The following is a 26281-nucleotide window of genomic DNA, read 5'->3' as shown; positions in this document are numbered from 1 at the left end:
CTGTTGCGGATACAGGCTCAGAACCACGCCCAGAAACAGGGCATACAAAGAGAAGTTCAGAAAGGCAATGAGCGAGAACGGAGGCAGAAGCAAAGCCAGGAAAACTTTAACGAAGTGATTGTCATGGCAGGATGCAATGAGATATGTAGCAGATACAAGGCCCAACCAAAAGGAACAAGACCCGCAAGATACTCTGCAGGCCAGAAGAGATGCCAGATATGTGAGATATTCATAGAGTGGAAGGGCTGCGGTGTCCCTGTTGCGGCATGAAGCTTCGAACAAAACCTAGAAACTCCAGATTCACGAGAAAATGAGATGACAGCCTTTGGAGATTGAGTATTAATTCGGAGAGTCAGGATGTCAATTCGGTATCAATTCGGAGAATTGCATTATAGATTAGATAGACTGCATTATCAATTCGGTATCAATTCGGAAAAGCGATTTATCAATTCGGTGAAAGAAATTATCTTTTCGGAGATATTTTTTATCAATTCGGAATAATGGTCTCACCCTATCGGAAAAATTACTGTCAATCCCGGATAAATCAAAGAGTTTGCCAAATTGATGTCTCGATAATTCAGAAATCTGCCGGAAAGATACAGAAAAATCATCGATATTTGTTGGACATTATTTGACAAAACTTGACATTATTGGACGTTATTGGACATTTGTCCAAATTTGTCCAAAAATCAATTGGACATTTATCGATAATCTATTTGACTTTATTTGACAAAGTTTGACATTATCTGACATTTTCAGAAAAAATAATTGTTTCCTGCATAGACAAAAAAGGAAAAAATAATTTTTCCAGGGAAAGAATAAAGAAAATAAAATAATTTCCAAGGAAAAAATCAGAAAGAATAATGTTTCCAGTAGAAAGAATAATTCAAAAAAAAAAGAAACTATTTTATTTTCTTGCATAATTTGTGAATTCCTTTTCTTTTCTTTCTTCCAGCATAAATTAGACAACAGCATCTGCCAATTTCTAGAAAAATACAAAACTCATCAGGATTCTTGATATTTCTGCCGGTATTGGCTTGCCTTGGGCCTGCTTCTTAGCCTGTGTCTACAGCAAGGACACCAAAGTCCCTCCCATCCCATATAGACATCACAGAAAGTGCATCTCTTTGCCCCCTGTCTGTACCATGAATCAGTGTTTCTTCCCTTTGTTACCTTGTATCTGTGACAGATTCCGTTGCATCCCATCTTTGTACTACTATGCAAAGGTAGAACTACTTATGAATCTGCAAACAAAATGCAAACTCATGAGAATGGGAATTGTCGTGGCTTTGCTGTTTTCATCCTTATTGATTCCTGTGACTGTCAATGAGGCCTATGCAAAGTGCATGGTTGGTGATTATGACTGCTATGGAACTCCGGAAATCCCTCCATTGAAATACCAGTTTCAATACTTTGCACTACCAGATATTGCATGTCCCAACCAGGATCATGTCTTAGCTGAGAGGCCCAATGGAAAACTTGCATGTATTACAGATAACATGGCAGAAAGGACCGGGTGGCACGTACATTACAAAAATGAAGTTGATTTTAAAGGCGAAGTATTTGTATCGCCAGGAACAGTTTCTTGGATTCCTTTTGAGATAACCGGAGCCACACTTGACAGGATGGTATACGAAGATCAGATGCTGATTGCATCAGTTACGCCAAATGACGAACATGGTGTATTGTCAATTCAATTGCCTCCAGGTTCACTCCCGGCAAATTTTGATTACTGCAACCCTTACAGCGAGAACCAATTTGACACGCCATTTGTTGTGATTGTTGACGGACAGAAATATCCTCTAAATGAGGGTGTAAACTCGCGTGGACAGGCAGCTCTGAACATCTCACTTGATGAAAACTCAGATACAGTTGAGATAGTCAGGACTTGCAATAATTCATCAGAACTTTCAACAAGTTCGGCAATAGGTGAAAAAAACCCAGTTCCAATTTCATCTGAGGATGATTCTGACATCCCAGAAGTGAAATTGTTCCTTGAAAAGTACCCACAGGCCGAAGTACTCTCTGATCATGCTGAACATAAAATTCACCATAAACACTACAGGTATGTAGACACACATACCGGAGATTCTGCTAACCTTGTTCTGACAAAACATGTCGAAACAGAAAATATGAAGAGCATCCTAAGCTGTCATTTAGACCAATATTTCAACAAGACCTACGGAATGATGGGAAGTGAGAAAATCATAGAGTATCTGCAAGACCATGACTGTCTCTCAGAAGGCAACATGGGAAACCTTGAACCCCTTACGATACGGGAAAGTTTTCTTGAACTAAGTTTTGGAAATGATGAAATCACAGTTTTCATGACAGACATGGCAAATCGTTCAGCAGTATCGATGGATTTGTTTATGTCATCTCAGGAATGGGATACAATCCCAACAAGCAGCTTAGTTGGAGCACACGACAGACTGCCTGAGACAAGCAGTGATGACCGCAGAGGACCAGGAACAGTGGTGTCTGATACTGTCAAGGCAGGAACCTACATCAAGCAAAACGACGAGAAGGAATTCTGGTATACCATACACAGAAGCGAAGATCAGATAATCACAATCGAGTTGCAGAACCATGAGTTTGACAGGATTACATTTGTGTCTGAGAACAATGAAAAATGGATTAAGAAGATAAATGATATGACATCATCAGGAAACTAGACATTTTAGAATTGATAGCATTCTTTATGAACGTGAATCCAAAAGTAACAGATTATGAAACTCCATACTGTCCCATTTTTGTTGTTGGGTATTTCCATGGTCATACTATCAATTCATGACGCATATGCACAGACAGAAGACGAAAAAAACAAGGACTATCGAGTTTACCAGAATGATGCTATTGGAATGATCTTGCAATATCCTGATGACTGGAATCTGATGGAGAGCAACAGGCCAGACCTTCCATTTGTTGTTCGGATTTGGGCCCCGGGAAATACGGGACTTGTTTCGATGGATCATGTGTATCGTGATACGAATCTTTCTCCCGAAGAGATTGCATCATCCCAAGTGAAGATGCTGGAAACCAAAGCACATGATCTCAAGATAATTGAATCAAAATTTCTTCTTGTATCAAACCTTCCTTCGTGGCAGCTGACATACTCAACTGGAGATAACGCAGGACACAGACTAGTCGAATCCACGGTGTACGTAACAAATGACAACTCTCGATACATTTTTTCATACAGCGTATGGGATGGATTTCCCGACTATCTTCCAGTGTTTGATTCCATGATAGATTCTGTGCAAATCAATTCTATTTATGCAAAGGATTCTTCTGAGAATTCCTCTGAAACATCTCAATATGTTGTTCCTGATTGGATGGAGCATAATGCCAGATGGTGGAACGAAGGACAGATTGGTGATCAGGAAATGATTTCAACAATTTTGTTTTTGGCAGACAATAAAATCATCACCATGCCGTCTGAAAAAGAGATTGATGCCTACAAGATATCACAAAGTCATTATTCTGATTATGAGGTTTATGACATGATAAAGCATAATGCATGGAATTGGGCAGAATCAGATTTGGGAGAAGAAAACTTTCTCAAAGGAATCGGATACCTGGCAAGTCTGAATTCACAGGATGAACCTTTAAACGAATCTAGGAATCCTGACAGTTGTCCACAATCATTTTCCTCTCGATGTTTTACCGGAACCGTTACTGAGATAGTTGACGGTGACACAGTTCGAGTCGATACGGACACAGAGAGAGGAGGCAATGGCGGCCTAATCCATCTTGTATTGGTATCCTCTCCAGAGCTTGATGAGGAAGGGGGAAAGGAGGCCAAAAAATTTCTTGAGCAGATATGTCAGATTGGTTCTGATGCGCTAGTTGACCAGGATGACTTGCGTCCGTTGGATGGTCCTGCAAGTGGAAAAATAATGGCCGTGGTTTATTGCAATGGCGTGAATCTCAATGAATTTCTACTAGACCATGAGTTTGCATCCTTTGATGATGTTTACTGTTACACAAGTGAGTTTGCAGATGAGAACTGGGCAAGAGAAGGCTGTTCAGAACAGAGATGAAATAAAAGATGAAGACTAGAAACAAGATTATTCTAATTGCCTTAGTAACAATTGCTGTTCTTATTGGAGTTCCTGCACTGATAAATCTGACTACTACGTCCTATTGCAATGCTGTGCAGTCAGATGACTGTGTGGTTTATTCCATATCCTTGGTTCCCAACTTTGGCCGTGCACTTGATGATGTGATATACAAAAACAAAAGCCAGAGACTGTATGATACCAGCCCCGCAACCTGCAATGACTTTGTGGGAGAACCTGACAGCCAGTGCTTTCTAGATGCATTGCAGGAATGCAGGCATGCCAGCATCAAAAACATGCAATATTCAGTAGAGGGAGATCCGATATACTATTACGCATACATAGATGTGGATGACTGTCTTCCAAGATACAGTATTGATGCGAGACAGGACAGGTTTGCAGGGCAAGACAGCAAAGAGATTGCAGTGGTATGCGATGATGCGAAATTGGACAGAAACGGAATTCTGTTTACATGTGAGGGCGAATCATACTTGTTTTTCCTAGAATAAAAGAAAATGAAGACAAGTTCTTGTTTTAATGCACAGCATAAAAGGTTAGAATAATTTATGAATCTCCTAATTTTAGCTTGAACAATTGAAAATTTTCTACATCAGGCATTTTGATAATTCCACCTGTGAAAAGTTTACAGAGTTTAGGGTTGAAACACACAGGACATGGTGGTGTTGCAAGCAGCTAAAAGAGCATGACAAGCATTTCCAACTATGGAATGTAAAGTGGGCAAAATTTCACTTTAAGGACATTAGTGTAGATGGCAATATTGCATTTTTTCCAATGAATTACTGTCCATACTGTGGCGAGAAAATTGAATATGAAGAGGTTGTAAAATGAAGTTCTTTACAAATAAAGTTCGTTACAGCATTCTTGCAGGTTTGGCAGCATATGGCACCTATCATCTAGCCTTGAATTTTATTGGAATTGGGTTTGCTATTCAGGATTGCAGTCGCTACTCAGAAGGGACAATTTCAATCATATGCCATCTTTTTGGACTGAATTAAAATGAAGACAAGATACAAGATTGTCGTTATTGCGGTTTGTGCATATTTTGGAGTGTTTCTTGGACCCGTAATTACAAGTAATGTTTACTGTGATTTTATCGCACAAGAGATGTGTACGTCAAGAATTACCGGAGTGAGTTTGCCCCCATTTAACATGATTCTTCAAAGTCTGCCAAATGACAACGAATGCTTTTTTGAAAATACAGATGGTGTGATGGAGCCTTGTTACATTGAAACGGGTCATTTGGAATGGCCATTTCCTCCACGCATACATGAGAGTGAATACAACCATAAATGCGATGAGATATGCACTGATTCGCAAGACATCATTCTAGATGAGAACAAAGAAGGCAATGACTATGGAATAAGAACCAACATGGGATTTTCAATTACTGAATATCCAGATATGAGAAACTTGGATGATGTTTTTCAATCTTGCAGTCAATGGGAAAAGGCAAGAGAAGAGAATTTTGTCTCTCCTGATGGTACAAAATATCTGATTCCAAGTATTGGATATACGTGGTTTAACTCCACTCATTATATTGATAACAACCTCTGTGATTTTATTCCTATGAAAAAACACCTTGAGGATGAAATTGTTAATGCAATCTCAGAATATTGCAGCAGCATAAGCAAGGCAGGTTTTGATGATCCGTATGAGTATTGGTTTGCAAACCAAACACACTATCTGGATTCTGACACTTGCATGTGGCAGTTTTTGGAGGATAATGATGTACCTCTAGTTTTGCCTGACCATTGGAAGAATGTGTACAGGGAGGATTAGAAGTTGAAAACTGAATTTTTGATACTCTTACTAGTGGTTTTGATATCGTTTAGTTTTATCAGCGATTCTTTTGCGGAAAAGAAAATCAAACTACGCTCTGAACAAATAATCGATGTTGAGAATCTTAAATTTACTCTTGATGACGTAGATGATTCACGTTGCCCTTCTGATGTTACCTGTATGTGGGGAGGGGAAGTAACTGCAACAATTCGTATTGCAAACCAGACCCATTCAAAAATAATTGATTTTATTCCGGGTGATTCATACATGTTCTTCTCACCATACAAGATAATCTTGCTTGATGTTAGCCCCTATCCAGTTAGTACCAAAACACCTGAGGAACATATTGCAACACTTGCAATGTTTAGTCTTGATGGAACGCCCCCTTGCGAAAAACACATGACAGTCAAAGATGGACTCTGTTTACCTGAATCTCCAACCCCTCTTGATTTTAGGGAGTCTAGTACTTCAATCAACGCAGTTTATGCGTATTCTGGTATTGGTCTTGTTGGAATTGTGTTGGGGTTTTTTATTATCAAGAAATGGAAGGACAGGAAATGAGATGCAAGGTTTGCGGTTCTGAAAAGTTTGAGTTTGCATCCAATGAAAGGGCGGAAGAGGCAGGTGAATATACATCTGATATTGGATACTACAAGTGCAAGAGGTGCGGGAATAAATGAATGAGAACATCAAGAACGCATTTTATGCAATTTTGTCCGTCGTAATCATCCTGCCTGCAATTTTCCTTATCAGTGACTACATTTACTTTCAAGAGCCGTTATCAAGAGTAGCGCTATATCCTGATGATCCAATATGTGACAAGGAATGCACAGAGCAAAAATCTGACGGATACAAATGCACTGAGATAAAACAAGATGAATATGTGTGCAGAAAGCAGCGGGGATTCTCCAACAATGGAGATAATGCTGTCTTGCATCAGTCAGCAGGTCCAATCTCTTATGGAGAAATAATATCATTTCCTGAGGGGAATTTTGATTCTGTTTTGTTCAACATTGCTGATGTAAGAATAACAGACAAAAACTCAAAGACAATAGAGATTGATTTTGCAGAATCTGAAGAATCTCCTAGTGTGATATACAGTGCAAAACTCAAACCAAATGATTCCTTTCTTTCATGCATAAACCCATGGAAGGGAACGCATCTTGTGTATTATACAGACTTGTTCGAATATCAAAACAAGATTTATGCAGAATTCTGGGGCCTTCATCCGTATACTCCACCGGAGTTGTTTCCATGTGACCTGCCAAAACTATGGGAACAGTCATTGAGGCATGACTATGACATTTTGATTCCAGAATATGAGGAGTTTGGGTTTGCAGTGGAAGATGAATATGCATCAGAATCTAGACCTGATGAGATAGATTCCAGAAAAATAAATCCTGAAAAAGACATTCCGACATTTTTTGAGGTGATGCTCATGGAGCAGGATGTTGACTGGATTATGCCTCAAAGGGAATGGAACAACCCTGACTATGAAATAGAGCCGCCTGCTCGAGTTTGTTCTGAAATAATTTATCCAAATGGTACGAACGTGTTTCTTTCAACAATTTTTCAGGATCCATACACGTTATCAGACATGGTTTTTCATAACACTCTCCCAGAAGATTGTGTGAAAGTTCTGCCAGTTACGGAGTATGGAAAAAAATGAAGACCAAACTCAGCCTGTAAAGACTCGTTTGATAGTCATGCTCATATACTATGATCAGGCTTTTCAAACATGGCTACATATCGTAACAGCACACAAATTGTAGCGCAATTGCTATCTGCAACCAAAGAATCAGGTCAACAGGGAATCCGAACCAATTCATTACTAATGAATTCAAATCTATCACACAATAGATTAACAAATTTCATGGAAAACTTGACGGGTTCGGGTTTGATAAATAAAATAGAATATGATGGCAAAAATGCGTTTGTGATAACTGAAAAAGGCAAAATGTATCTTGAAGAATACCAAAGATTCTCAAGCATTGCAAGCTCTTTTGGTCTTGACATGTAATCCAATTCTAAGAAACTAGAACAGTCATTGATAATATACCAACGATTTAAAGCAAATCTTTTTTCTCATCGACTCAATGACAAAACAAAGACGAACATCTCTTATGCTAATCGCATTGTCTGTGACTCTTGCTGCATTCCTGTCAGTCAGTCTGATGCAGGAAAGCCAAGCCACGCAAGGCAAGGGAGTATCACTGCCTGCAATTGGCTCTGACAAGGTTTGCGGAGACAGGCTGTGCTCTGAATCTGCTGACAGTTCTGCATCATTATCCTCTTCTTCATTTGTTAAGGAAACAAGGGCCCAACCAACATCTCAAACCAGCGAATGCAAAAGCAATGAAGGTAAGACACGCACCTATTACATTGCAGCTGACGAGGTTGAATGGGATTACGCACCATCTGGAATCAACCAGATGAAAGGACACGAGTTTAACGAGGATGAGAACGTGTTTGTGGCAAATTCTGAGGACAGAATCGGAAGCAAATACATCAAGGCATTGTACCGAGAGTACACAGATAGCACATTTTCAGAACTCAAACCAAGGACACCTGAATGGCAGCATCTTGGAACATTGGGACCTGTCATGCATGCCGAAGTTTGCGACACAATCAAGGTAGTATTCAAGAACAATTCAGACAAACTGGACTACTCTGTCCATCCGCATGGAGTATTCTACGACAAGGAATCAGAAGGAGCAGAATACAAGGATAATTCTTCACCTGGTACCAAAGCAGATGGAATTGTTTCACCAGGACAAACACACACCTATGTTTGGGAAGTTCCAGAACGTGCAGGACCTGGACCAAATGATCCTAGCTCGATAATCTGGATGTACCACTCGCATGTTGATTCTCCAATGGATACTAACTCTGGTCTTGTCGGCCCAATTGTGGTGACTGCCAAGGGAATGGCAGACTCTGACGGCAGACCAACTGATGTTGACAGGGAGATGATAAGCCTGTTTACAGTCTCTGATGAGAATTCCAGTCATTATTTTTGTGAGAATCTTGAGACATTCACAGGTGAGACATGTGACAACGAGGAACTAGTAGGAGACGACGACTTTGCTGAAAGCAATCTCATGCACGGAATCAACGGATACGTCTATGGCAATCTGCCCGGACAGACCTTAAACAAAGGAGAACATGTTCGCTGGTACCTTATTGGCATGGGGACAGAAGTTGATCTACACACACCACACTGGCACGGAAACACCGTACTGTGGAACGGTATGAGAGTTGATGTAATGGAGCTAATGCCCGCCAGTCTAAAGACTGTTGACTTTGTTCCAGACAATATCGGGACATGGATGTTCCACTGCCACGTCAATGACCATATCTCAGCAGGAATGATGTCACTGTTCGAAGTAGTCTAATCCTTTTTTTATTTTTTTATTTTTGATTCTGCGAGATGTTGGAAATTCAAGCATGCGTTGTTTTAGAATAAAAAAACATCCTTCAGAATTATCTAAAAAAACTCCCACGTGGGTCCGGAATTATCCCTCATAACTATATCCCCGTACATGTTGTACTGGGGATATAGTCAAGTATGGTAAAATCGGACCCACGTGTAAGTTTAGTGAAAAATAACTTCAATTAACAAATGTATTTTTATCCAATAACTCAAGTTTTGATGTTTGAAAATAATACTTTGTTGTTATATGATAATACAAAACTGCAAAAAGGAATAGAAATTGTATAAACTAAAAAACAATTCAATATGGAGGATAAAAAATGTAAGACACACTAGAATGGATAACCTTAAGTCAATCAGCATCTAATGTAATAACTCCTGGATAATAGTAAATTACTATAAAACAAATATGGAGATTTTTTTAAATGCTTATAATTTGTGATGCTAGCCTAGTACAGAATGTGTTTTAGTTTTTCAAATCATGTATAATTATAAGGAAAATGATTCCAAAAAATCTAAAATTCTATTTTTACATCTTCTTTGTCAGATTCTTCAACTTTGAACATAGTTTCTGGTTGTGTGTAACCTATCATTCTTGCAATTATCATATCTGGAAATGAAACTATTTTGATATTGTATTCATTCACACTGTCATTGTAAAATTCACGTCTGTCAGCCAATTCATTCTCCAATCCACTTATTCTTCTTTGCAATTGAAGAAAACTTTCATTTGCCTTAAGGATGGGATAATTTTCTGCAACTGCAAATAATGATTTTAATGCATCAGTAATCATGTTATCTGCTCTAGCTTTTTCTTGTACTGTTTGAGCATCCAAGAATTTAGTTCTGGCCTCGGTAACTTGGGTCAGAATTTTTTCTTCATATTTTATGTATCCTTTAACCGAATCAACCAGTTTTGGTAATTCATCAGATCTCTGCTTTAGCAACACGTCTATGTTTGCCCAAGATTTTGAAATGTTGTTTCTCATACGAACTAGTGCATTATAGATAGAAACTAGAAATCCAACAAATCCAGCAATAATTAAACCAATTACAACTGCAACAATTATGATTATGACTGTGTTATCAATTTCCATGATTGTGTTTTAGAAAATTCCTGTTAGCTTTAAAAGGATAACCAAAAGACCACCCCCAATAAGTAATGGGCCCCCTACAATTTGTCCAAGTATTGTATAGTTGAGCTTTCCTAAGATTTTGGTTTCAGACTTGTTTGAAATATAGTATATGTTCGGATTTTTACTCTTTTGCATCATGATGTTTACTACTCCTTCTTTTACTGATCCATCTTTGACAAAGGGATTATCATCAGCTCTACCAAGAACATAAACATTATCTCCTGGTTTTATCGCATATTCCAAGAATCTCCTGGATTTGAAAGATCCTAAAATTCCTTCAGAGTTGATATTGTTGTTATTTAGAAATTCAATCGTATGTTTAGGGGGATTTTTCCCCCAGCCTGAATTATTTTCATAACTGATAGGAATGTCTAAAGTGGCTTGATGTGGTTGAACCTGAACTTTCCCAGTTTCATCTTCTACCATAAATTCGGTGTTTAGAATTACATCCTTTATTGTACGCCATTTGTTATATTTTGACCAACTATTGTATTCTTGAATAACAACTCTGCACACAATACACTCTTCATTTGAAAAAGGCCCTCGAATTAGTTGAGCATTCGTGGTTGCTTTTCCATATATCTCTGCAATACCTATTGCAAGAGAACGAATTTTTGATGTAGGAATACTTTCCATTAGTTTCTTACGCTTCATAGACCGAAATCCATTTCCAAAGAGAATTGCACCAAAAATAATTGCCATGACTGCAAGTTCTAATATTTTCTCACTCACGAAAATCTCGTGCTGAACACATTATTTGACTATTGTTATATTCGTAATCTATACTATGATTACGAAAAAACGTTATCATAAAAAAAGTGAGAGAGAAAGAATGAATGAAAGAAAGAAAACAACCGGTGACCTTTTTGATGAAGAGGAAGAGAATACAAAATGAAGAATTTTATGGCTAAAGGAAAAGTCAATCCACGAAACCAGATGATTTATGCGGTTTCACTGGCCATGATTCCAGCTATTGGTTTTATCATGTTTACAGTAATTGCAGTTAGACTGGAACTTTTATGGGGACCAATTGGGTATTGGAATGAACGTTTTGCAATGTATGGTTGGTCTGCCATCCTTGTTTTCATTCCATTCATACGCATAAGCAAAACATTCAAGGTTATTCCGTATGTGTTCTCATTATGGATATTATCAAGTATGTTAATTTTTTTCAGTGGATTCTCAGAAATGGCAATTGGCGTATCTCTTACATTGATGGTCCCTCTCGTGATGGCTATTGGTCATAGCATGAGCAAATGGTCTAAACAATGGAATGAGAGAGTGCACAGATGACAATTGGATTAGATTTTAAAAATAGAATACGATCAGTCTGAATCAGTTAGAATTCCTTTCTTTGCACTTCTGATGTTTTGTAACAAAATGACATGCTGCTTTATGAATTGATCTGAAAAATCATCATTCGAGGTACAGCATTCTCCAAAATGGTTGAGGATAGTCGCCATTAGAGTCACGCTGTATCTCATCATAGATTGCATTTCTTGTGTCTATGTCTTCAAGCCATATCTCAATCTCATAGATTCCTGGTTTGGGAATTGTTATTTCATCCTCATCAATTACAAAGGTTCCATTTGGAGAAATTCTGATTTCTTCATACACTTCGTACTCAAACCAATCTTCAAAATCCCCTTCTTCTTGCCTGAGAAAAACATTGTAGGAGATGTTTTTGTCTGAATCATCTCTGTTTTGTATTTCACTTACAATTGCATATTGCATAGTGTTGTCAAATTTGGTTGCAATGTTTCCGTCTTCATCTAAAACATGAATGTAGTTTGGTTTGAGCCCAAATACGTTATACTCATACTCTACTCCCTCTGCAAGCGAGTTGATTTGAGATTCATCAGAGAAGGACATTTCTGACGGGGTTGCATAATTGAAATCATCTGAATTCTTAAAATCACCATTAAAGAAAGGAGAATTTTCCATTTCATATGCAAACATTATGCCAGATACTGCAGTGAATCCTATCCCTATGGCAGTTAGAATAATTCCAAGATACAGGCAGTTTTTTGCCTTTTTTGGATCATCTTCTTTTATGACAAAATATGCAATTACGCCTCCAATAATACTTAGAAATATTGGTAAAAGATACCACATACCACTACGCTTTTTTGTTTCAGTTGACATGTGCTATTTTCTGATCAACTAGAAGCAAACAGGATTGTGGTGTAATATTTTTGGGTTTTAGATAAATTGTTTATGCCATTGCTCATACCATGTAGCAATGATGTATATCGTCAAAATTAAAATTCCGATTGAGCATAGTGATGCAATTATCGATAAAGGCACTAAAAATTAAACAAAGAATATACACAAAGATTACTGTTGATTCTCAAACTGCTTGTTCCACTCTTCAGTCCATTTTATTATGAGATAGATTGCCAATGCAGTGATTCCCAATCCTATAACAGATAAAAGAGTTGTCAATACAAATACTGCTGGTTCAAATGTTGATTCATCATCGCCAAAAGTTTCCAAGGAATCTAGGGCATCTTCACCCGGTATCATCATAATAACAGCAGCAATTACAATCACAACCATGATTATTTCTGGAAGCATGATATACAAGAAAGCTTTTTCGAGTTTCTTAATTCTGTAAAATGCCCAAATACCAGCTATTGGAATGAGTAAAACCATGATAATTTGCCATGCAAGACTTACTTTCCCCTCTGCTGGCATATCTTGTTCAATTCTGATTCATTAATTAGTGTTGATCCGTGGAACCATCAAACCAAAACAATCTCAAGTGACAGCCAGGCCCTGTAGCTGCAGAATCAAGGATGAAACGACCAAACTAGACGTTCTCTAGTTAAAATGTACTTTATTCCACAAATAAAAAATAAAAAAAGAATGTCTATTGTGAACCATGTTGCTTTGACATGTATTCTTCGGCAGCCTTGCGCATTTCCTCAGGAGACAGGTCTTTCTTGTGAGTTGATACCATCCAGGAGTGTCCAAATGGATCAATGACGCTTCCACATCTGTCTCCCCAGAATGCATCCATCATTGGCATTGCAGGTTTGGCGCCAGATTGCACTGCCTGATTGTATATCTTGTCTGAATCCTCAACGTAAAGATGAATTGTAGTTGATGTTCCGCCCACCGTGGTAGGAGCAGTACATCCCATCTGTGGGAACTCGTCTGACATCATTACAAAAGAGTCACCAATCTGAATCATGGCATGCATTGTCTTGCCGTCTGGTGTGGGCATCTGGTAGATCTCCTTTGCATTAAATGCCTTTTTGTAAAACTCTATTGCTTCCTTAGAATTGCTTAGAACGATTGATGGGGTCACAGTGTGAAACCCATCAGGTATTGGTTTTGCCATGAATCAAAATGAATAGTATGTGTTAAAAGATTTTTTACCAAATTCACGGTGACCTGATAATGGGGTTTTTGATCCAGAAAAAGGTGTAGAGCAGTATACCAAGATGGAAGAAGGCTACAACAATTCAGAAGACCACTTCCTATTAGAATCCGTACTGTAGCACAATCATGAAAACAATTCAAACCCAAAGAAAATCCCAAAACAATTGGGACAAGATGGTTCATGCGTCATTCAAGAAAATAGTCAAGTATGATTTGTTCTGCATGGGACTTGGCGTAATAATGGGCATGGGCATAGGGGCATTCCTAGTGTCAAACCTCTAGGAATTCCTTTTTTCATTTTTATTGGATACAAAAGACATGATGGAATTATGATTGTAGAGTTTCTGAAGAATCCAGACAGAAGGTTTGTCCTGTCATTAGAGTATGTGATTCTGTTTCTTGTTTTGTTTTACTTTGTAGTGTTGTTTTTTTCTGAATACAAGACGCTTGGTCTGGGATCCCCCATAGTCGAGATTCCGCAGCAGCTAAAGCAGATCAATGAGGTTGTGTTGTATGTGATGCTTGGCCTGCTTTCGTTTGAGCTATTGTTGAAATACATGAAGGTAAGAAACTGGAAGGTATTTCTGAAAAAATACTGGCTTGATGTTGCCATGGTGATTCTGATTCCTGTTTTTTCTGGAATAAAGATATTCAAGGCACTCAAGATTGCAAAGAAGATAAAGGTTGCAAAGTACGGTTTCAAGGCAGCAGACAAGAGCCAGAAGAAGATCAGAAAGAAAAAACAAAGAGGAAAATGATTTTCTGTGATTCAGAGATGAAAATCAAAGTTTTATTTTATAACATGTGCAGTCGACAAAAACAACTGAAGAAAAAATGAGTGCAACAGAAGAGCTTAGAGCAGATCACGTTCATGTAAGGCGTCTGGAAAAAATTATCTTCAAATGCGTCGAAGAACTGGAAAAAGGTGAAAAAATCCCGTTATCAGACATAACAAAAATGACAATAATTATTTCAGAGTTTATAGATACAATTCACCACTCAAGAGAGGAGGACTCATACTTTCCATGCGTTGCAAGCCACGAATCTCTAAAAGAAGAAATCCACAAGTTTCTTGTAGAGCATGAATTTGGAAGAAGGGTTGCAAGGAAAATTTCCCATCATCTCAAAAGACTAAAGAATGGAGAAGATGCGTGGGAGAATGTTACAAGGTACCTCAAGACATACGCCGTGTTTCTCAATGATCACCTAAACAAGGAAAACAAGTTCTTTGATGATGCAGAAGCTGACGTATTGACCAAGGAAGAAGAGGCAGACATGTATGAGGAATACAGGTCAGTTTTTGCAACTGTAAAAAAGATAGAAGACATGATCAAAGAGATTGACTTTTTAGAATCAAGACCTTGGAACCTGAAATGAGTATTTCAAAATAGAGACTTTTTTACTATTTGCTGTACAAAGAACACTAGTGCAAGAACCTTGGAATCTTCTTTGCAATGTGTGCAATGGATACTTTTCCAGGACCGGCTACAACAATTACAAGTGAAGCAGCAAGTAAAATCAGATCTATCTCGTATCCTCTATCTCCTGTAAGGCTAGCTGCCTCCTTTACGTAAAATATTGCTCCAATCATTATTACAGAAAGCAATGATGCAGAGATCCTAGTCAGCACACCTACAAGCAGTAAAATTCCTGGAACCAGTTCAGCTAGCGCAATAGGTATCTGCATCTCAGGTGGAAAACCCAAAGGACCTGTAAGAAATCCTGCAAAACCAGGATCAAACTTTGCAATACCATGAACAATGAAAATTACGCCGATTGCCGCACGCATTCCGCAAAATGCAACATCAAGTAATCTGTTTTCTTTTATTGCTGCGCTGGACACGACGTCAGTCTTTTGTGACAATATTTAATGAATGCGTACAAAACATGATCCTAGAATGTGAAAGAATGTTCTATTTTCAAAAGACGTGCAAAATTTGCCATGTAAATTGATATTCTAAAATACCAGTACTAGAAAGGTGTTTTATGAAAATCGTATTTTTTGTATTTCTTGCCTTGTGTGCATTGTTTACAGTTTCAATAATTGATAATTCTGCTTTTGCATCCCATCATGGAGAAGACAAGTCCATGAAACATGATAAAAAATCAACGCACCACATGCCATACAAAGGCATCTGTGCACCAGGTTTTACATCACTGGGAAACGTCTGTGTCCTAGATGACAGGTGCGGTCCTGGAGCATATGCGGGTAATGTATGCACCATGGACGGCAAGACCAAACCATATCTCAAACCACTACATCAAGGACATGCAGGTATTGCAGCAAAAGATGTGATATGTGCAGAGCCACTACAATTAATCTTTCAGCAAGATGTTACTCCTGCTTGTGTAAAACCAGAATCAGTATCCAAACTTGAAACTAGAGGATGGAGTATATCGCTGCCTGTTGTTGCTTGCACTTTGGAATACGCTCCAGTTTGTGGCGTCAACGAGAAAACATACGGTAACATGTGCTCGTTAAATGCAGACCATGTTGCAATGAAGCACAAGGGAGAATGCACAATCCAGACATCATCAAGTGGCGTATTTCCTGACGTGCTTGAATTCACACAGACACCTGTGACAGTTGATCCAGAGAAAGGATATCATGTCAAAGAGATTGCAGATGGAGTATACTGGCTTGCTGGAAACGGCTATCAAACAATGTTTCTGACTACTGGGCAGGGAGTAATCGTAATTGATGCACCACAACCAATTGGAGAAAAATACATCTCAGCTATCAATGATGTAACTGATGAGCCAATAACTCACATGATATATTCACACCACCATCAAGACCACACTGGTGCTGCAGGACAGATATTTGCTGCAGACATACAATACATCTCTCACAAGCAGACTGCAGATGTGCTAGCACAGGAGAATGATCCAAACAGACCAGCACCAACATTGACATTTGATGATGACATGTATGAACTAACAGTTGGAGACCAGACACTGGAATTACACTTTATTGGAAACTATCACTCAAGCGGCGATCTGATAATTTTGTCACCTGACAACAAAATAGCTATGGCAGTGGACTTGATGCGACCTGGAATAACGCCATACAGAGCATTTGCAGTGACTCCAGACATTGACCAGTACCTAAACGCACATGATGTTTTGGTAAATGACTTTGACTTTGATGTCCTTGTTTCAGGACACACCGGAATATTGGCCACCAAGGATCACATAAAGCAAAACAAAGAGTTTGCACTTGATGTGATGAAAAATATCAAAGATGCAATAGATATGGTTGGCTCAGACCAAGCATTAGAGAAATGTGTTGAGACAACTACACAGCAATGGACAGGAAAGCTAAACAACCTTGATGAGTTCATGACAGAGCACTGTCAAGCCATGAAGGATTACGTAACGATGCAATAATCCAAAGTACAAAATTGTGAGAATTAGATATGGAAAAACTGGATGCCCACACCGACAATCAGATAAGAGATATTCTTTCATCTTCAAAGACAATTGCAGTAGTTGGCATCTCAACAAACCCAGAAAAGCCTGCACACTATTCCAAATACCTGCAATCAAAAGGATATGACATAATTCCAATCAACCCAAACGCTGAACAGATACTGGGAAAGCAATGCCTGAAAGACGTCAAGGATGTCAAAGAAGCGATTGATGTTGTTCAAATCTTCAGGCCATCAGATCAAGTTCTTCCATTTGTTAAAAATGCATTACTAAAAAACCCAAAGATGATATGGTTACAAAAAGGAATTCATAATGCGCAAGCAGAAGAACTAGCATTAGAGAAAGGCATTGACATAGTGTTTAACAGGTGTATGTTTGAAGAACACAGGCGTCTCTTTGATTGAAATTTTTATCAATTCAAGTCAAAGAATGTTCAGATTTCTAATTATCTAGATTCTTGGGAAACAAAACCCATATGATAAGAGAATTTTTTGGATTTATCTGGGATTTGGTTACGGGTAACTAATCCTCATTTCTTTTTTATCTTAGATCAACTTGTCTATGATCATCCTATTTTGTTCTAATCAATCCATTATAGATCAGATATGGTTAATATTCTCCAAAAAATAAGACTATTTGATTTATCAATTTGAAATCATCTGCACAAAATCAAGAGTTTTCTGGATATGGAACATACGACATTTCTGAAAAATTAGACTTGACACTGCCAAAAACTGAAATCCACATCAAAAGAAAACCAGACAACAGAATAACATACTATCGGAAAAACTCGGAAAACCAGGAAATAACAAAGTCCATTCCTCAGTCTAGTAAGACTGCAAAAATTGAGCTGTGCCCAATTCTCCCCCTGCATCTTCCAGCCAAAAAAACACACGACCTAATATTTCTCCGCCTTGCCGAATCCATTTTTGTGGAAAAAAATTCTACGGCAACCATACAATTTCAATTCCCTATAGAGATCGGAGTCTTTGTGATAAACTCCGGTGATGATTCAAAGGATCTCTTTGACTGCTTTACGTGTGAGCCAATGCATTCCAGATTTGCATTATACGGAACACCTGAGACAGGGAACCTTTGCATGTACTCCAAGGTCAATCTTTTGGAAAATGACGATGATGATAATTCATCTCAGCCATACATTTTTGCAAAAATGAAACTGACCTTGAAAAACAAGTTAGACCGAGGTGTGTTTGTAGGGAAACTGGTATTTCCAATCACACACCACATGATATACTATGGAGAGAACTCTTCTGAAGTGCACATTGATGACATAATTGGTACAATAAAACTAGATACAAACAAAGAGATACTAAAGATTCGTCTGGAAAAATACTCAAAGAGAGGCAAGAGTTGGAAACAGGTATTGTATTCTACAAGCAAGAATCAGACGTTCTTTGTAATGGACAAGGGGTTTGACTGACTGATGGTCCTTGAGATTTTTGATACACAACTAATGGAAGGTATAACAATCTGGAATGTGTTTTTTGTTGGAATCATTGTTTTTGCTGGTGTAATTGTTGGAAGAATAGTCCGTATGGTATTCAACAGAAGATTTGCGCCAAACATGCCAGTTCACACCGTAAAGACCATGAACAAGATACTGTACTATGGAATTATCATCATTTTTTTGATTGCCGCAACTGCCAGTCAGGGAATAGATATTGGAGGTCTGGTGGTAGGTGCTGGCTTTATGGGTATTGTAATCGGGTTTGCAGCACAGTCTGTAGTATCTAATTTGATATCTGGGATATTTCTGCTAATTGAAAAACCCGTAAGACAAGGAGAGACAGTAGAGTTGCCTGATTCAAATGTCACTGGCAAACTAATTGACATTAGCGCATTTTCATCCAAGATACAACAATTTGATGGAACGGTAATCAGAATTCCAAATGAGAGGATGTTCACATCAAACATTCGCTCCTTTGACATGTCTGAGGTAAGAAGAAGTGAGGTGACAGTAGGAATAGGATATGCCGAAGATATCGACAAGGCAATTAAAACCATAAAGGATTCAATCATGCACAATCTCGTTTATTCGTTGATGGAGCCTGAACCGGAATTCTTGGTATCAGAGCTTGGCGATAACAGTGTCAACATCCAGGTTCGTGTATGGCATCCTCGTGATAATCTGATGGAAGTAAAACCTATGCTGCTCAAGATTATAAAGAATGCACTTGATGATGCGGGAATTGAGATACCATTCCCCCAAAGAGTAGTATGGGAAGGAAAAGGTTCTGAGAAATAGAATATGACGTGTAGACAAGTCTGCCAGAAATACAAGGCAAAAAGACCAAATCTTCCAGAGACCAGATACGGAAATGGACAAAAAAGATGCAACAGATGTGGTATCTTCATGGAATGGCTAGGCAACCAATGTCCATGTTGTGACGGCAAGCTAAGGACAAAGCCAAAATATACCGGTGCAAGAAATCGTCTAATGGTAGTTCAGAAAATAAAGAGATACTAAAGATCAGAATCATTTGATTTCTCAGTCTAGACTGTTGTTAGAATAAAATTAGATTTTTCTCATTTATTCTTCTTACACGTGGGTCCGATAATTATTTTCTTGACTATATCCCCAGTACAGCATGTATGGGGATATAGTTTAGTTAAGGGGGATATTTTGGCACCCACGTGGAAACTGGTTAATCAGTTTGAATCAAAAAAGAATAGAATGTAAAGATTAATTGTAATTTTATGGAATTAACAATTCATGATTTGCTTTCTCAAAAATTTGGCAGAGTTCTGCAGTAGATCGTATTCTGATTTTTCAAGTTCAATCTCCTGAATCTTTGTTTCATTTTTTCCAATTACTAATGGCACTCCAAGACAAACATCAGATATCCCGTATTCTCCTTCAAGTAAAACTGAAGCTGGTGTTGATAGTTCATCTCCGTTCAAAACCGCATCAATCATATCAAATGCAATCTTGGATATTCCAAATACTGAGGAAACGTCTTTCATAGCAACAATCTTTGCCCAATACCGTTTCAAGTCATTTGTTATCTTTTCTTTTTGGATGGAATCTAATGATTCTGAAATTAACTTTTGTCCATATTTTGCTCTAGAAAGTATTGGAACCATTGTATCTCCATGCTCTCCTAAAACCAGAGAATCATGAATTTCTGATTGTTTGGTATCAAGTTCTTTTGCAAGAAGATAGCGTAGTCTACTAGAATCAAGGTTTGATCCTAACCCCATCACATTTTCTCTTGGTAATTTAGACTCTTTTTGTACAAAGTATGTTATGATGTCAACGGGGTTTGTTATGACTAGAATTCTAGCATCTTGCGCATATTTTTGAATATTTTTTGCAAAATCTCTAGTCATTTCCAGATTGCCTTTTAGAAGATCCATTCTGCCTGTTTTGATCTTGCCATTGTTTGCTGCAATTACAACAACCTTGGAATCTTTAATTTTAGAAATATCATCAGTTCCAACTACAGAAAATTGAGAATCTTCAGGAATTGCATTTGATATATCCAATTCTTCACCCACTGCTTTGTTTTTGTGATCGTTGATCAGAGTTACATCATCAATATTATGAGATGCAGCAAGAAAACCAATTGTTGAGCCTACTTTACCGCTTCCGATTATTGAAATTAATTTGATTCACCTTTTCTCCATTCTGAAATTTATAATACAGATAAGATGTTGGTATTTTTCAACAGTTAATTTAGTTTTGTTCTTTGATTTAATTTGATACTCATATGGAAATTAAAATTTGAGATAAAAATTATCTAATCATCATGGTACAATTAGACCAATAGTTGTTCAAACCTGAAAATGTTTGAGTTTTTATATTTTACAACACTGATTTTAGTCAGTGTCCCGACATTCTGACAAACCACAGGATAGTACGATGAAAAAATTCATCCAAAATATTCCAAAGGCAGAATTGCATTTGCATATTGAAGGCACTCTGGAACCTCAAATGTTATTTAAAATTGCAAAGAGAAACAACATAAAACTCAAAGAAAAATATGTCAAGGAACTAAAGTCATCATACAAATTTGATAATTTACAGGATTTTTTGAATATCTATAATGTCAGATCCAAAGTCTTGATCAAAAAAAGGGATTTTTATGACTTGACCGTGGCCTATCTAAGAAAAGCCCATCAGCAAAATGTGTTGCATGCAGAGATGTTCTTTGATCCTCAGACCCACGTAAATAGGGGAATTAAATACACCACGATTCTAAACGGTATATCCAGTGCGATGAGAGATGCTGAAAAAAAATGGGGAATATCATCAAAACTGATAATGTGTTTTCAAAGGGATTTGGGTGAAGATTCAGCAATGAGCATTTTGAAAGAGGCATTAAAGCACAAGAAAATTGTTGCAGTTGGACTCGATTCTGCAGAGATAGGATATAATCCGTTAAAATTCAAGAAGGTTTTTGATCATGGTAGAAAAAATGGATTGCTGACTGTAGCACATACGGGTGAGGAAGGCAATGCTGAGGATGTCTGGGAATGCCTCAAATCACTTAAAATTTCTCGAATCGATCATGGAAACCACAGCATGGACGATGAAAAATTAGTCGAAGAGTTGGTAGAAAGAAAAATCACTCTAACATCCTGCCCGCTATCAAACTATTATCTAAAGGTAGTAAAAAAAATGGAGAAAAATCCAGTAAAGCGGATGTTGAGAAAGGGTCTAAAAGTGACTGTAAATTCAGACGATCCTGCATACTTTGGAGGTTACATCAATGAGAATTACCATAGTGTGTATGATACATTAAACCTCACAAAGAAAGACATCTACACGTTGGCAAAAAATTCCTTTGAGGGTTCTTTTCTGAGTGATTCAAAAAAACAGATGATGCTTGAGAAACTAGAGAGATACGCAGAGAAGAATTAATGATGTTTTTGATTTATCAATAATTCTATTAAATTAAGACCCACATGGATACAATAAGGGCAACATTTTGGGAATTGCTACAAATAAAAAAATAAAAAAAGAAGAGTTATTCTTCTACTATGAATAGACCTATCATTCCTGCATCTGCATGGCCAACAACATGGCAATGGAATAACCAAACGGCGGGTTTGTCTGGTTTAATAATAAATGACTCAAGCGTTCCCTGAACTAGAGGAAATGTTTGAGAGATAATTACAGAACCTCTTTCATTTGTGCTTGAAATCATCTTATTTCCATGTAGGTGAAATGAATGGATTTGTTCTCCCAGATTTGTAACATGAAATTCAACTGTTTCTCCAACCTTTGCCTTGTAGACAGGCAATGTGTAATTGAATTGTGCAGCAACTCCATCAAATCCTTTCTCTGCAAAGATTTCTTCAAGAGCCTTTTCTCCACCTGGTACACCCATTCCATTCATGAGATAGTATGGTACGGGACCTTTTTCCATTCTTTCAACGTCGTGGCCTATTTCTAACATTATGATTGGAATATGTCTGTCAATGTATGGCCTTGGAGGATCTCTTTCAATTATGATATTGCCATAAAGACCTTGCAAAATATGATCTTTTATTCCAAGACCCTCAGATGCTGCGTGATCATGGAAAAATGTTGTTCCCCAAGTGTTTACATTGTATTCATATGTCCATTCGCTACCTGGAGGAATCATTGAACCAGCCCCCACCCCTGTAATTACATTGACTGGGGATCCATCATGTTTAGGATCATAGTCACTCATATGAGCATGAAAACTGTGAGTCACATCATGATTATTGATTACTCTGACTCGTAATAGATCTCCCTGATTTGCCATTAGAGTTGGTGCAGGTACTGTTCCGTTGTATGTCCAGGCATGCCAGACAGCAGTATCAGATACTTGAATGTCTGTTTGCTCAATTATCAATGTGTATTCCTTAACTGGCTGTTCTTCAGCTTCGGCAATCTGGGGTTGCACTTCAGATACAATTTGAGGTTGAACATCAGAGACAGTCTGTGTTTCTGTATTTAGATCTGGTAAGAATTGAACATTTCCTGTTGTTGCTACAATTAAAAATGCAAGCAGGATTGGAATTCCTACCAAACCAAATTTTTTCTGCATGAACAATTTACATGTATTATTAAATTAAATCAAAAGTTGTTTTTTCAAGTTTAGTAATGTAAAGATTGATTCTTATGTGATCTTACAGTAGATGATAAAACGAATATTCTAAATTTATTATAAATTTTGGTTCAATTCCCTAAAGATTAACCACAAAATTTGGAATCAAAATGTACTCCTCTGGAAGATGTGTCAGAAACTCTGACTCTAGTCCTGTCTGAGAAAACAAAGATGTAACAGTCTATGTCCATGCAGTTTGGATGTGATTTGAAGGTAATCGTACCTGATATATTGTAAGGATTCGTCACATATGTGATTTTTTTTTTTGAATCTTACTCTCTTATCGTAACTGGAACTATGTCGTGATGTCCTCTACCTCGTAGAACAAAGCATACCACTGCTAGTATGATTGCTGCTCCTGCGGCTACACCATATGCAACCATGCTTGCTTCAGCCATGTTCTTGCGTCTTTTTTATAACTTATTTATGATTTTTGAAAATGGTGTACATGCGGAATTGTATTTCCAAGACATGACAAAATAATGATCATGCGTCACGTTAACCTGCAATATTTTGCAATGTCTGTCTTCATATTCTGTATCTTCTTTAAAATAATTCTCGAATCGAATCAAACCAAATTGAATCTAAATCAGTATCGGTATTTGACATAATTATTTTTCAACCATTCCAGAATCTCAAAAATATGTTTGTCAGGGGGAAAAACAGGATAAAAAAACTTTGATTACCTTAGATTCATGTAAAATCAACGTCAGTCTTTTTACACTGTCCTGTCTTCTATCTGAAATGTCGGAATGTCGATATTTTCCTTGAATTTCAAATTACCGTCAGAAAATAACGTCTGTGAAAGTAATCTTGACTCAGACAATCGTGATAATTCTTCAATTGGTTGAGTCGAGATTCCAATTGGAATTGCATTGTATTGTAGCAAATCATCAACATGCTCATTTATGGTGATGTTTTGAGGAGTACATCCTCGTGCTCCTGGGATGCTGTCCCATCCTGTCGGTAAGCTTTTTTCTGTAACTGCCATAATTGAAAAAAAATACACGATTGTGAATAGACTATCAGTGACGCACACATTTGAGGACATTCCTCTTGTTGATGGAAATAAAATGGAAGGAATCTTCTTTCCAGAAGAAAAAATGGAAATAAAAATGAGACCCACGTGTAATGATGAATAATCTCTTTTTTTGAAAATGTGTTATTTCACAATAGTGACCGGAACCTTTGCCTTGTGCAAAACAAAGTTGGATACGCTTCCAAAAAATGCTTCTTTTGCATGCCCTCTTCCCTGAGAGCCGATGACAACCTGATCAATTCTGTTCTTTTTGTTGTTTGCAAATCTTGACAAATCCATTCCTGCATTATGGCCTGCAATGGCAACTCCCTCAAACTCTACTCTCCTGGTCTTGCACTTGTCACTTGCAAACTGCATAATTTTTTTGATCTCGTCTGACCAATTCTCTTCTCTTATTTTTGGATTGGAAAATGTTCGGGGAGAGCCTTTGGACACATCACTATGGACACCAATAATTATTGTATTCTTGGATTGTCTTGCAAACAAGATTGCAGTTCTTAATGCTCTAATGGAGCTCTTGGAACCATCTAAACATACCATGATCCGTTTGTCTTTCATAAAAAATGAATGCTATTCACAACATAATAAGAATATGTTTCTTCATGTTGGTTTCTGTAGAAAACATCTGTGAGTACAAAATAACACAATGCAACACGATATGAAAATACACAGGTAATGATGTATTGTATCAGAAAAGAGATACAAACATCTAATAAATGAAAATTTCTTATCATACCTTAATACTGATAAACTCAACTCAAAAAGTTAGCACTAGTTTCTTTATTGGTTGTTTGTTAAATATTCGAAAGGAGTTTAAAACTCTATGATGACTTTGGTAGAAGAAAAAGATGATTTTATTTGCAAAAAACTATGCGAGTACCTAATGAGTTTTGAGGATGTAAGATTCGTAGGGATAATCGACAACATGGGCAATGTTGTCATAGATCAATTCAAGGACGGAGATGATACGTTTCAAGATGATGCGAAACGTCGCATGCTCTACATGCAGATGGTCTTGGAAATTTCCATGCGCAGGGATTTTGATTCCTCTCTTGGAGGATTGAATTACGTCATATCACACAGGAATAAGGGACTGATGATCTCCCTGCCATACAAAGAGCATGTCATAATTTTATCTGGCACCCATCGTATTCAGATCCAAGAAATAGTCTCTAGAATCAACGCAATAATTGACACTGGTGAGTCCGGAGGGCATTCCTGATGTACAAGAAAATCTTGGTGCCGCATGCAGGAACCTCCGCGGGAAACAAGGCACTGAGACATGCCAAGGAGATGGCAAAGAAACACGGCTCAAGCGTCACAATACTCCACGTTGTTGAGAACATTCCAATCCCTCCATCCTTGGGATTTGATTCTGAAAGAAAGAGATGGGGAAAGGAACTTCTCGCAGCAAGAAGGGAGATGAAAATGGAGATGCATGAAAAGATTACAACACAGTCAATATCACTAAAGAAAGAGAACATTTCTGTTTTGGTGAAGGTCCTGCACGGGTATCCTGATGAGGAGATTGTTCGCATTGCAAATCAGGACAAATATGATCTTGTCATAATGGCAAAGAGAAGGAAGCTTCCAGGACTAAAGGCAATACTGAAGCTAGGAAGCGTATCAAGGAAAGTTCTTGAGCAGATACGTTGTCCTGTGATGTTGGTTGACGGAGAAAGAAAGTAGTTGTATCATATCCTCAAGCAAAAGGTAGGAGACACTGCTAGAGTGGCTGAGGACTATGGAGGATATGAAATAACAGTAAAAGACAACAAGGAATTTCCTTGGGATGAAGTCTTTTCATTGATGATTGAATCTGGATTCCAGATCTGGATAGACAAGAAGAATTCCCATATTCAGATAATGTCAAAGCCTGAGGTAAACTAGCA

General features: G+C 37.8%; 37 protein-coding genes. 25 read left to right on the top strand and 12 right to left on the bottom strand.

Annotated features, from left to right (window positions below; genetic code table 11):
- Positions 1 to 3: 3 nt before the first annotated feature.
- On the top strand, positions 4 to 270 hold the full coding sequence (locus ACOQN3_RS04410) for a hypothetical protein (RefSeq protein ID WP_420545276.1): 267 nt from the start codon (positions 4 to 6) through the stop codon (positions 268 to 270).
- A gap of 735 nt (positions 271 to 1005) precedes the next feature.
- Here ACOQN3_RS04410 and ACOQN3_RS04405 read toward each other — a convergent pair.
- A complete protein-coding gene (locus tag ACOQN3_RS04405; RefSeq protein ID WP_420545275.1) occupies positions 1006 to 1224 on the bottom strand; it encodes a hypothetical protein in 219 nt (72 codons plus the stop codon).
- A 14-nt stretch (positions 1225 to 1238) separates the two neighbouring features.
- On the opposite strand from ACOQN3_RS04405, the gene ACOQN3_RS04400 reads away from it, so the two are divergent.
- From ACOQN3_RS04400 to ACOQN3_RS04350, 11 genes are all read left to right on the top strand, one after another.
- Positions 1239 to 2675, top strand: a complete 1437-nt coding sequence (locus ACOQN3_RS04400; RefSeq protein WP_420545274.1) for a hypothetical protein — start codon at positions 1239 to 1241, stop codon at positions 2673 to 2675.
- Positions 2676 to 2729: 54 nt separating this feature from the next.
- A complete protein-coding gene (locus ACOQN3_RS04395; protein ID WP_420545273.1) occupies positions 2730 to 4043 on the top strand; it encodes a thermonuclease family protein in 1314 nt (437 codons plus the stop codon).
- An 8-nt stretch (positions 4044 to 4051) separates the two neighbouring features.
- The gene (locus ACOQN3_RS04390; RefSeq protein WP_420545272.1) at positions 4052 to 4570 is read left to right on the top strand and encodes a hypothetical protein; all 519 of its coding nucleotides are present in this window, start codon (positions 4052 to 4054) and stop codon (positions 4568 to 4570) included.
- An 85-nt stretch (positions 4571 to 4655) separates the two neighbouring features.
- Entirely contained in the window at positions 4656 to 4910 is a 255-nt protein-coding gene (locus ACOQN3_RS04385) for a hypothetical protein (RefSeq protein ID WP_420545271.1), read from the top strand.
- Entirely contained in the window at positions 4907 to 5077 is a 171-nt protein-coding gene (locus ACOQN3_RS04380; protein WP_420545270.1) for a hypothetical protein, read from the top strand. Before ACOQN3_RS04385 ends, ACOQN3_RS04380 begins: the two co-directional genes overlap by 4 nt.
- Position 5078: 1 nt before the next feature.
- Positions 5079 to 5861 carry a hypothetical protein gene (locus ACOQN3_RS04375; RefSeq protein WP_420545269.1) on the top strand — a complete coding sequence of 261 codons (783 nt, stop codon included), beginning with the start codon at positions 5079 to 5081 and terminating at the stop codon, positions 5859 to 5861.
- Between the two features lie 3 nt (positions 5862 to 5864).
- Complete coding sequence (locus ACOQN3_RS04370) at positions 5865 to 6422, top strand: hypothetical protein (RefSeq protein WP_420545268.1); 558 nt, start codon at positions 5865 to 5867, stop codon at positions 6420 to 6422.
- Positions 6419 to 6541 (top strand): hypothetical protein, encoded by a 123-nt coding sequence (locus ACOQN3_RS04365; RefSeq protein WP_420545267.1) that lies wholly within the window; start codon positions 6419 to 6421, stop codon positions 6539 to 6541. Before ACOQN3_RS04370 ends, ACOQN3_RS04365 begins: the two co-directional genes overlap by 4 nt.
- Positions 6538 to 7530, top strand: a complete 993-nt coding sequence (locus ACOQN3_RS04360) for a hypothetical protein (RefSeq protein WP_420545266.1) — start codon at positions 6538 to 6540, stop codon at positions 7528 to 7530. Before ACOQN3_RS04365 ends, ACOQN3_RS04360 begins: the two co-directional genes overlap by 4 nt.
- Positions 7531 to 7599: 69 nt before the next feature.
- Entirely contained in the window at positions 7600 to 7881 is a 282-nt protein-coding gene (locus tag ACOQN3_RS04355) for a winged helix-turn-helix domain-containing protein (RefSeq protein ID WP_420545265.1), read from the top strand.
- 76 nt (positions 7882 to 7957) lie between these two features.
- A complete protein-coding gene (locus ACOQN3_RS04350; protein ID WP_420545264.1) occupies positions 7958 to 9256 on the top strand; it encodes a multicopper oxidase domain-containing protein in 1299 nt (432 codons plus the stop codon).
- A gap of 553 nt (positions 9257 to 9809) precedes the next feature.
- Here the strand turns inward: ACOQN3_RS04350 and ACOQN3_RS04345 are convergent.
- Positions 9810 to 10391, bottom strand: coding sequence for a LemA family protein (locus ACOQN3_RS04345; protein ID WP_420545263.1), 582 nt, complete (start codon positions 10389 to 10391; stop codon positions 9810 to 9812).
- Between the two features lie 9 nt (positions 10392 to 10400).
- Complete coding sequence (locus ACOQN3_RS04340) at positions 10401 to 11162, bottom strand: GIDE domain-containing protein (RefSeq protein ID WP_420545262.1); 762 nt, start codon at positions 11160 to 11162, stop codon at positions 10401 to 10403.
- A gap of 171 nt (positions 11163 to 11333) precedes the next feature.
- Here ACOQN3_RS04340 and ACOQN3_RS04335 point away from each other — a divergent pair, with 171 nt between their 5' ends.
- A complete protein-coding gene (locus ACOQN3_RS04335; RefSeq protein ID WP_420545261.1) occupies positions 11334 to 11723 on the top strand; it encodes a hypothetical protein in 390 nt (129 codons plus the stop codon).
- 123 nt (positions 11724 to 11846) lie between these two features.
- On the opposite strand, the gene ACOQN3_RS04330 is transcribed toward ACOQN3_RS04335, so the two are convergent.
- The 3 genes from ACOQN3_RS04330 to ACOQN3_RS04320 all read right to left on the bottom strand — a co-directional run bounded on the left by ACOQN3_RS04330 (position 11847) and on the right by ACOQN3_RS04320 (position 13776).
- Positions 11847 to 12575, bottom strand: coding sequence for a hypothetical protein (locus tag ACOQN3_RS04330; RefSeq protein WP_420545260.1), 729 nt, complete (start codon positions 12573 to 12575; stop codon positions 11847 to 11849).
- A gap of 192 nt (positions 12576 to 12767) precedes the next feature.
- Positions 12768 to 13127, bottom strand: coding sequence for a hypothetical protein (locus ACOQN3_RS04325; RefSeq protein ID WP_420545259.1), 360 nt, complete (start codon positions 13125 to 13127; stop codon positions 12768 to 12770).
- Between the two features lie 175 nt (positions 13128 to 13302).
- Positions 13303 to 13776 (bottom strand): VOC family protein, encoded by a 474-nt coding sequence (locus tag ACOQN3_RS04320; protein ID WP_420545258.1) that lies wholly within the window; start codon positions 13774 to 13776, stop codon positions 13303 to 13305.
- A gap of 167 nt (positions 13777 to 13943) precedes the next feature.
- Between ACOQN3_RS04320 and ACOQN3_RS04315 the strand changes: the two genes are divergently transcribed.
- The 3 genes from ACOQN3_RS04315 to ACOQN3_RS04305 all read left to right on the top strand — a co-directional run bounded on the left by ACOQN3_RS04315 (position 13944) and on the right by ACOQN3_RS04305 (position 15194).
- Positions 13944 to 14099, top strand: a complete 156-nt coding sequence (locus tag ACOQN3_RS04315; RefSeq protein WP_420545257.1) for a hypothetical protein — start codon at positions 13944 to 13946, stop codon at positions 14097 to 14099.
- A gap of 47 nt (positions 14100 to 14146) precedes the next feature.
- Positions 14147 to 14575, top strand: a complete 429-nt coding sequence (locus ACOQN3_RS04310) for a hypothetical protein (RefSeq protein WP_420545256.1) — start codon at positions 14147 to 14149, stop codon at positions 14573 to 14575.
- 76 nt (positions 14576 to 14651) lie between these two features.
- Positions 14652 to 15194, top strand: coding sequence for a hemerythrin domain-containing protein (locus tag ACOQN3_RS04305; RefSeq protein ID WP_420546596.1), 543 nt, complete (start codon positions 14652 to 14654; stop codon positions 15192 to 15194).
- Positions 15195 to 15240: 46 nt separating this feature from the next.
- Here the strand turns inward: ACOQN3_RS04305 and ACOQN3_RS04300 are convergent, their stop codons facing one another.
- A complete protein-coding gene (locus ACOQN3_RS04300) occupies positions 15241 to 15660 on the bottom strand; it encodes a DoxX family protein (protein ID WP_420545255.1) in 420 nt (139 codons plus the stop codon).
- Positions 15661 to 15803: 143 nt separating this feature from the next.
- Between ACOQN3_RS04300 and ACOQN3_RS04295 the strand changes: the two genes are divergently transcribed.
- The 5 genes from ACOQN3_RS04295 to ACOQN3_RS04275 all read left to right on the top strand — a co-directional run bounded on the left by ACOQN3_RS04295 (position 15804) and on the right by ACOQN3_RS04275 (position 19737).
- The gene (locus tag ACOQN3_RS04295; protein WP_420545254.1) at positions 15804 to 17207 is read left to right on the top strand and encodes an MBL fold metallo-hydrolase; all 1404 of its coding nucleotides are present in this window, start codon (positions 15804 to 15806) and stop codon (positions 17205 to 17207) included.
- A 29-nt stretch (positions 17208 to 17236) separates the two neighbouring features.
- Positions 17237 to 17653 (top strand): CoA-binding protein, encoded by a 417-nt coding sequence (locus ACOQN3_RS04290; protein ID WP_420545253.1) that lies wholly within the window; start codon positions 17237 to 17239, stop codon positions 17651 to 17653.
- A 245-nt stretch (positions 17654 to 17898) separates the two neighbouring features.
- Positions 17899 to 18690: a DUF432 domain-containing protein gene (locus ACOQN3_RS04285; protein ID WP_420545252.1), complete on the top strand. Its 792-nt coding sequence runs from the start codon at positions 17899 to 17901 to the stop codon at positions 18688 to 18690.
- A 3-nt stretch (positions 18691 to 18693) separates the two neighbouring features.
- Positions 18694 to 19515, top strand: coding sequence for a mechanosensitive ion channel family protein (locus tag ACOQN3_RS04280; RefSeq protein WP_420545251.1), 822 nt, complete (start codon positions 18694 to 18696; stop codon positions 19513 to 19515).
- Between the two features lie 3 nt (positions 19516 to 19518).
- Positions 19519 to 19737 carry a hypothetical protein gene (locus ACOQN3_RS04275; RefSeq protein WP_420545250.1) on the top strand — a complete coding sequence of 73 codons (219 nt, stop codon included), beginning with the start codon at positions 19519 to 19521 and terminating at the stop codon, positions 19735 to 19737.
- 236 nt (positions 19738 to 19973) lie between these two features.
- On the opposite strand, the gene ACOQN3_RS04270 is transcribed toward ACOQN3_RS04275, so the two are convergent.
- Complete coding sequence (locus ACOQN3_RS04270) at positions 19974 to 20864, bottom strand: malate dehydrogenase (protein WP_420546595.1); 891 nt, start codon at positions 20862 to 20864, stop codon at positions 19974 to 19976.
- A 232-nt stretch (positions 20865 to 21096) separates the two neighbouring features.
- On the opposite strand from ACOQN3_RS04270, the gene ACOQN3_RS04265 reads away from it, so the two are divergent.
- Positions 21097 to 22134, top strand: coding sequence for an adenosine deaminase (locus ACOQN3_RS04265; protein WP_420545249.1), 1038 nt, complete (start codon positions 21097 to 21099; stop codon positions 22132 to 22134).
- A gap of 106 nt (positions 22135 to 22240) precedes the next feature.
- Here the strand turns inward: ACOQN3_RS04265 and ACOQN3_RS04260 are convergent, their stop codons facing one another.
- The 4 genes from ACOQN3_RS04260 to ACOQN3_RS04245 form a co-directional block, all read right to left on the bottom strand.
- Positions 22241 to 23290, bottom strand: coding sequence for a multicopper oxidase domain-containing protein (locus ACOQN3_RS04260; protein WP_420545248.1), 1050 nt, complete (start codon positions 23288 to 23290; stop codon positions 22241 to 22243).
- Between the two features lie 332 nt (positions 23291 to 23622).
- Positions 23623 to 23748, bottom strand: a complete 126-nt coding sequence (locus tag ACOQN3_RS04255; RefSeq protein WP_420545247.1) for a hypothetical protein — start codon at positions 23746 to 23748, stop codon at positions 23623 to 23625.
- A gap of 320 nt (positions 23749 to 24068) precedes the next feature.
- Complete coding sequence (locus tag ACOQN3_RS04250; protein WP_420545246.1) at positions 24069 to 24341, bottom strand: hypothetical protein; 273 nt, start codon at positions 24339 to 24341, stop codon at positions 24069 to 24071.
- Positions 24342 to 24512: 171 nt separating this feature from the next.
- The gene (locus ACOQN3_RS04245) at positions 24513 to 24947 is read right to left on the bottom strand and encodes a universal stress protein (RefSeq protein WP_420545245.1); all 435 of its coding nucleotides are present in this window, start codon (positions 24945 to 24947) and stop codon (positions 24513 to 24515) included.
- 265 nt (positions 24948 to 25212) lie between these two features.
- Here ACOQN3_RS04245 and ACOQN3_RS04240 point away from each other — a divergent pair, with 265 nt between their 5' ends.
- Genes ACOQN3_RS04240 through ACOQN3_RS04230 form a run of 3 tightly spaced genes read left to right on the top strand, consistent with a single transcriptional unit; the run spans position 25213 to position 26279 of the window.
- Complete coding sequence (locus tag ACOQN3_RS04240) at positions 25213 to 25611, top strand: DUF6659 family protein (protein ID WP_420545244.1); 399 nt, start codon at positions 25213 to 25215, stop codon at positions 25609 to 25611.
- Entirely contained in the window at positions 25611 to 26078 is a 468-nt protein-coding gene (locus tag ACOQN3_RS04235; RefSeq protein WP_420545243.1) for a universal stress protein, read from the top strand. The genes ACOQN3_RS04240 and ACOQN3_RS04235 overlap by 1 nt, the downstream gene beginning before the upstream one ends.
- Positions 26079 to 26279, top strand: a complete 201-nt coding sequence (locus tag ACOQN3_RS04230; protein ID WP_420545242.1) for a hypothetical protein — start codon at positions 26079 to 26081, stop codon at positions 26277 to 26279.
- Positions 26280 to 26281 lie beyond the last annotated feature (2 nt).

This window comes from Candidatus Nitrosopumilus sp., from assembly GCF_965223225.1.
Taxonomy (GTDB): Archaea; Thermoproteota; Nitrososphaeria; order Nitrososphaerales; family Nitrosopumilaceae; genus Nitrosopumilus.
The sequence above is the reverse complement of the archived record's forward strand: the minus strand, read 5'-3'. Positions and strand labels throughout refer to the sequence as shown.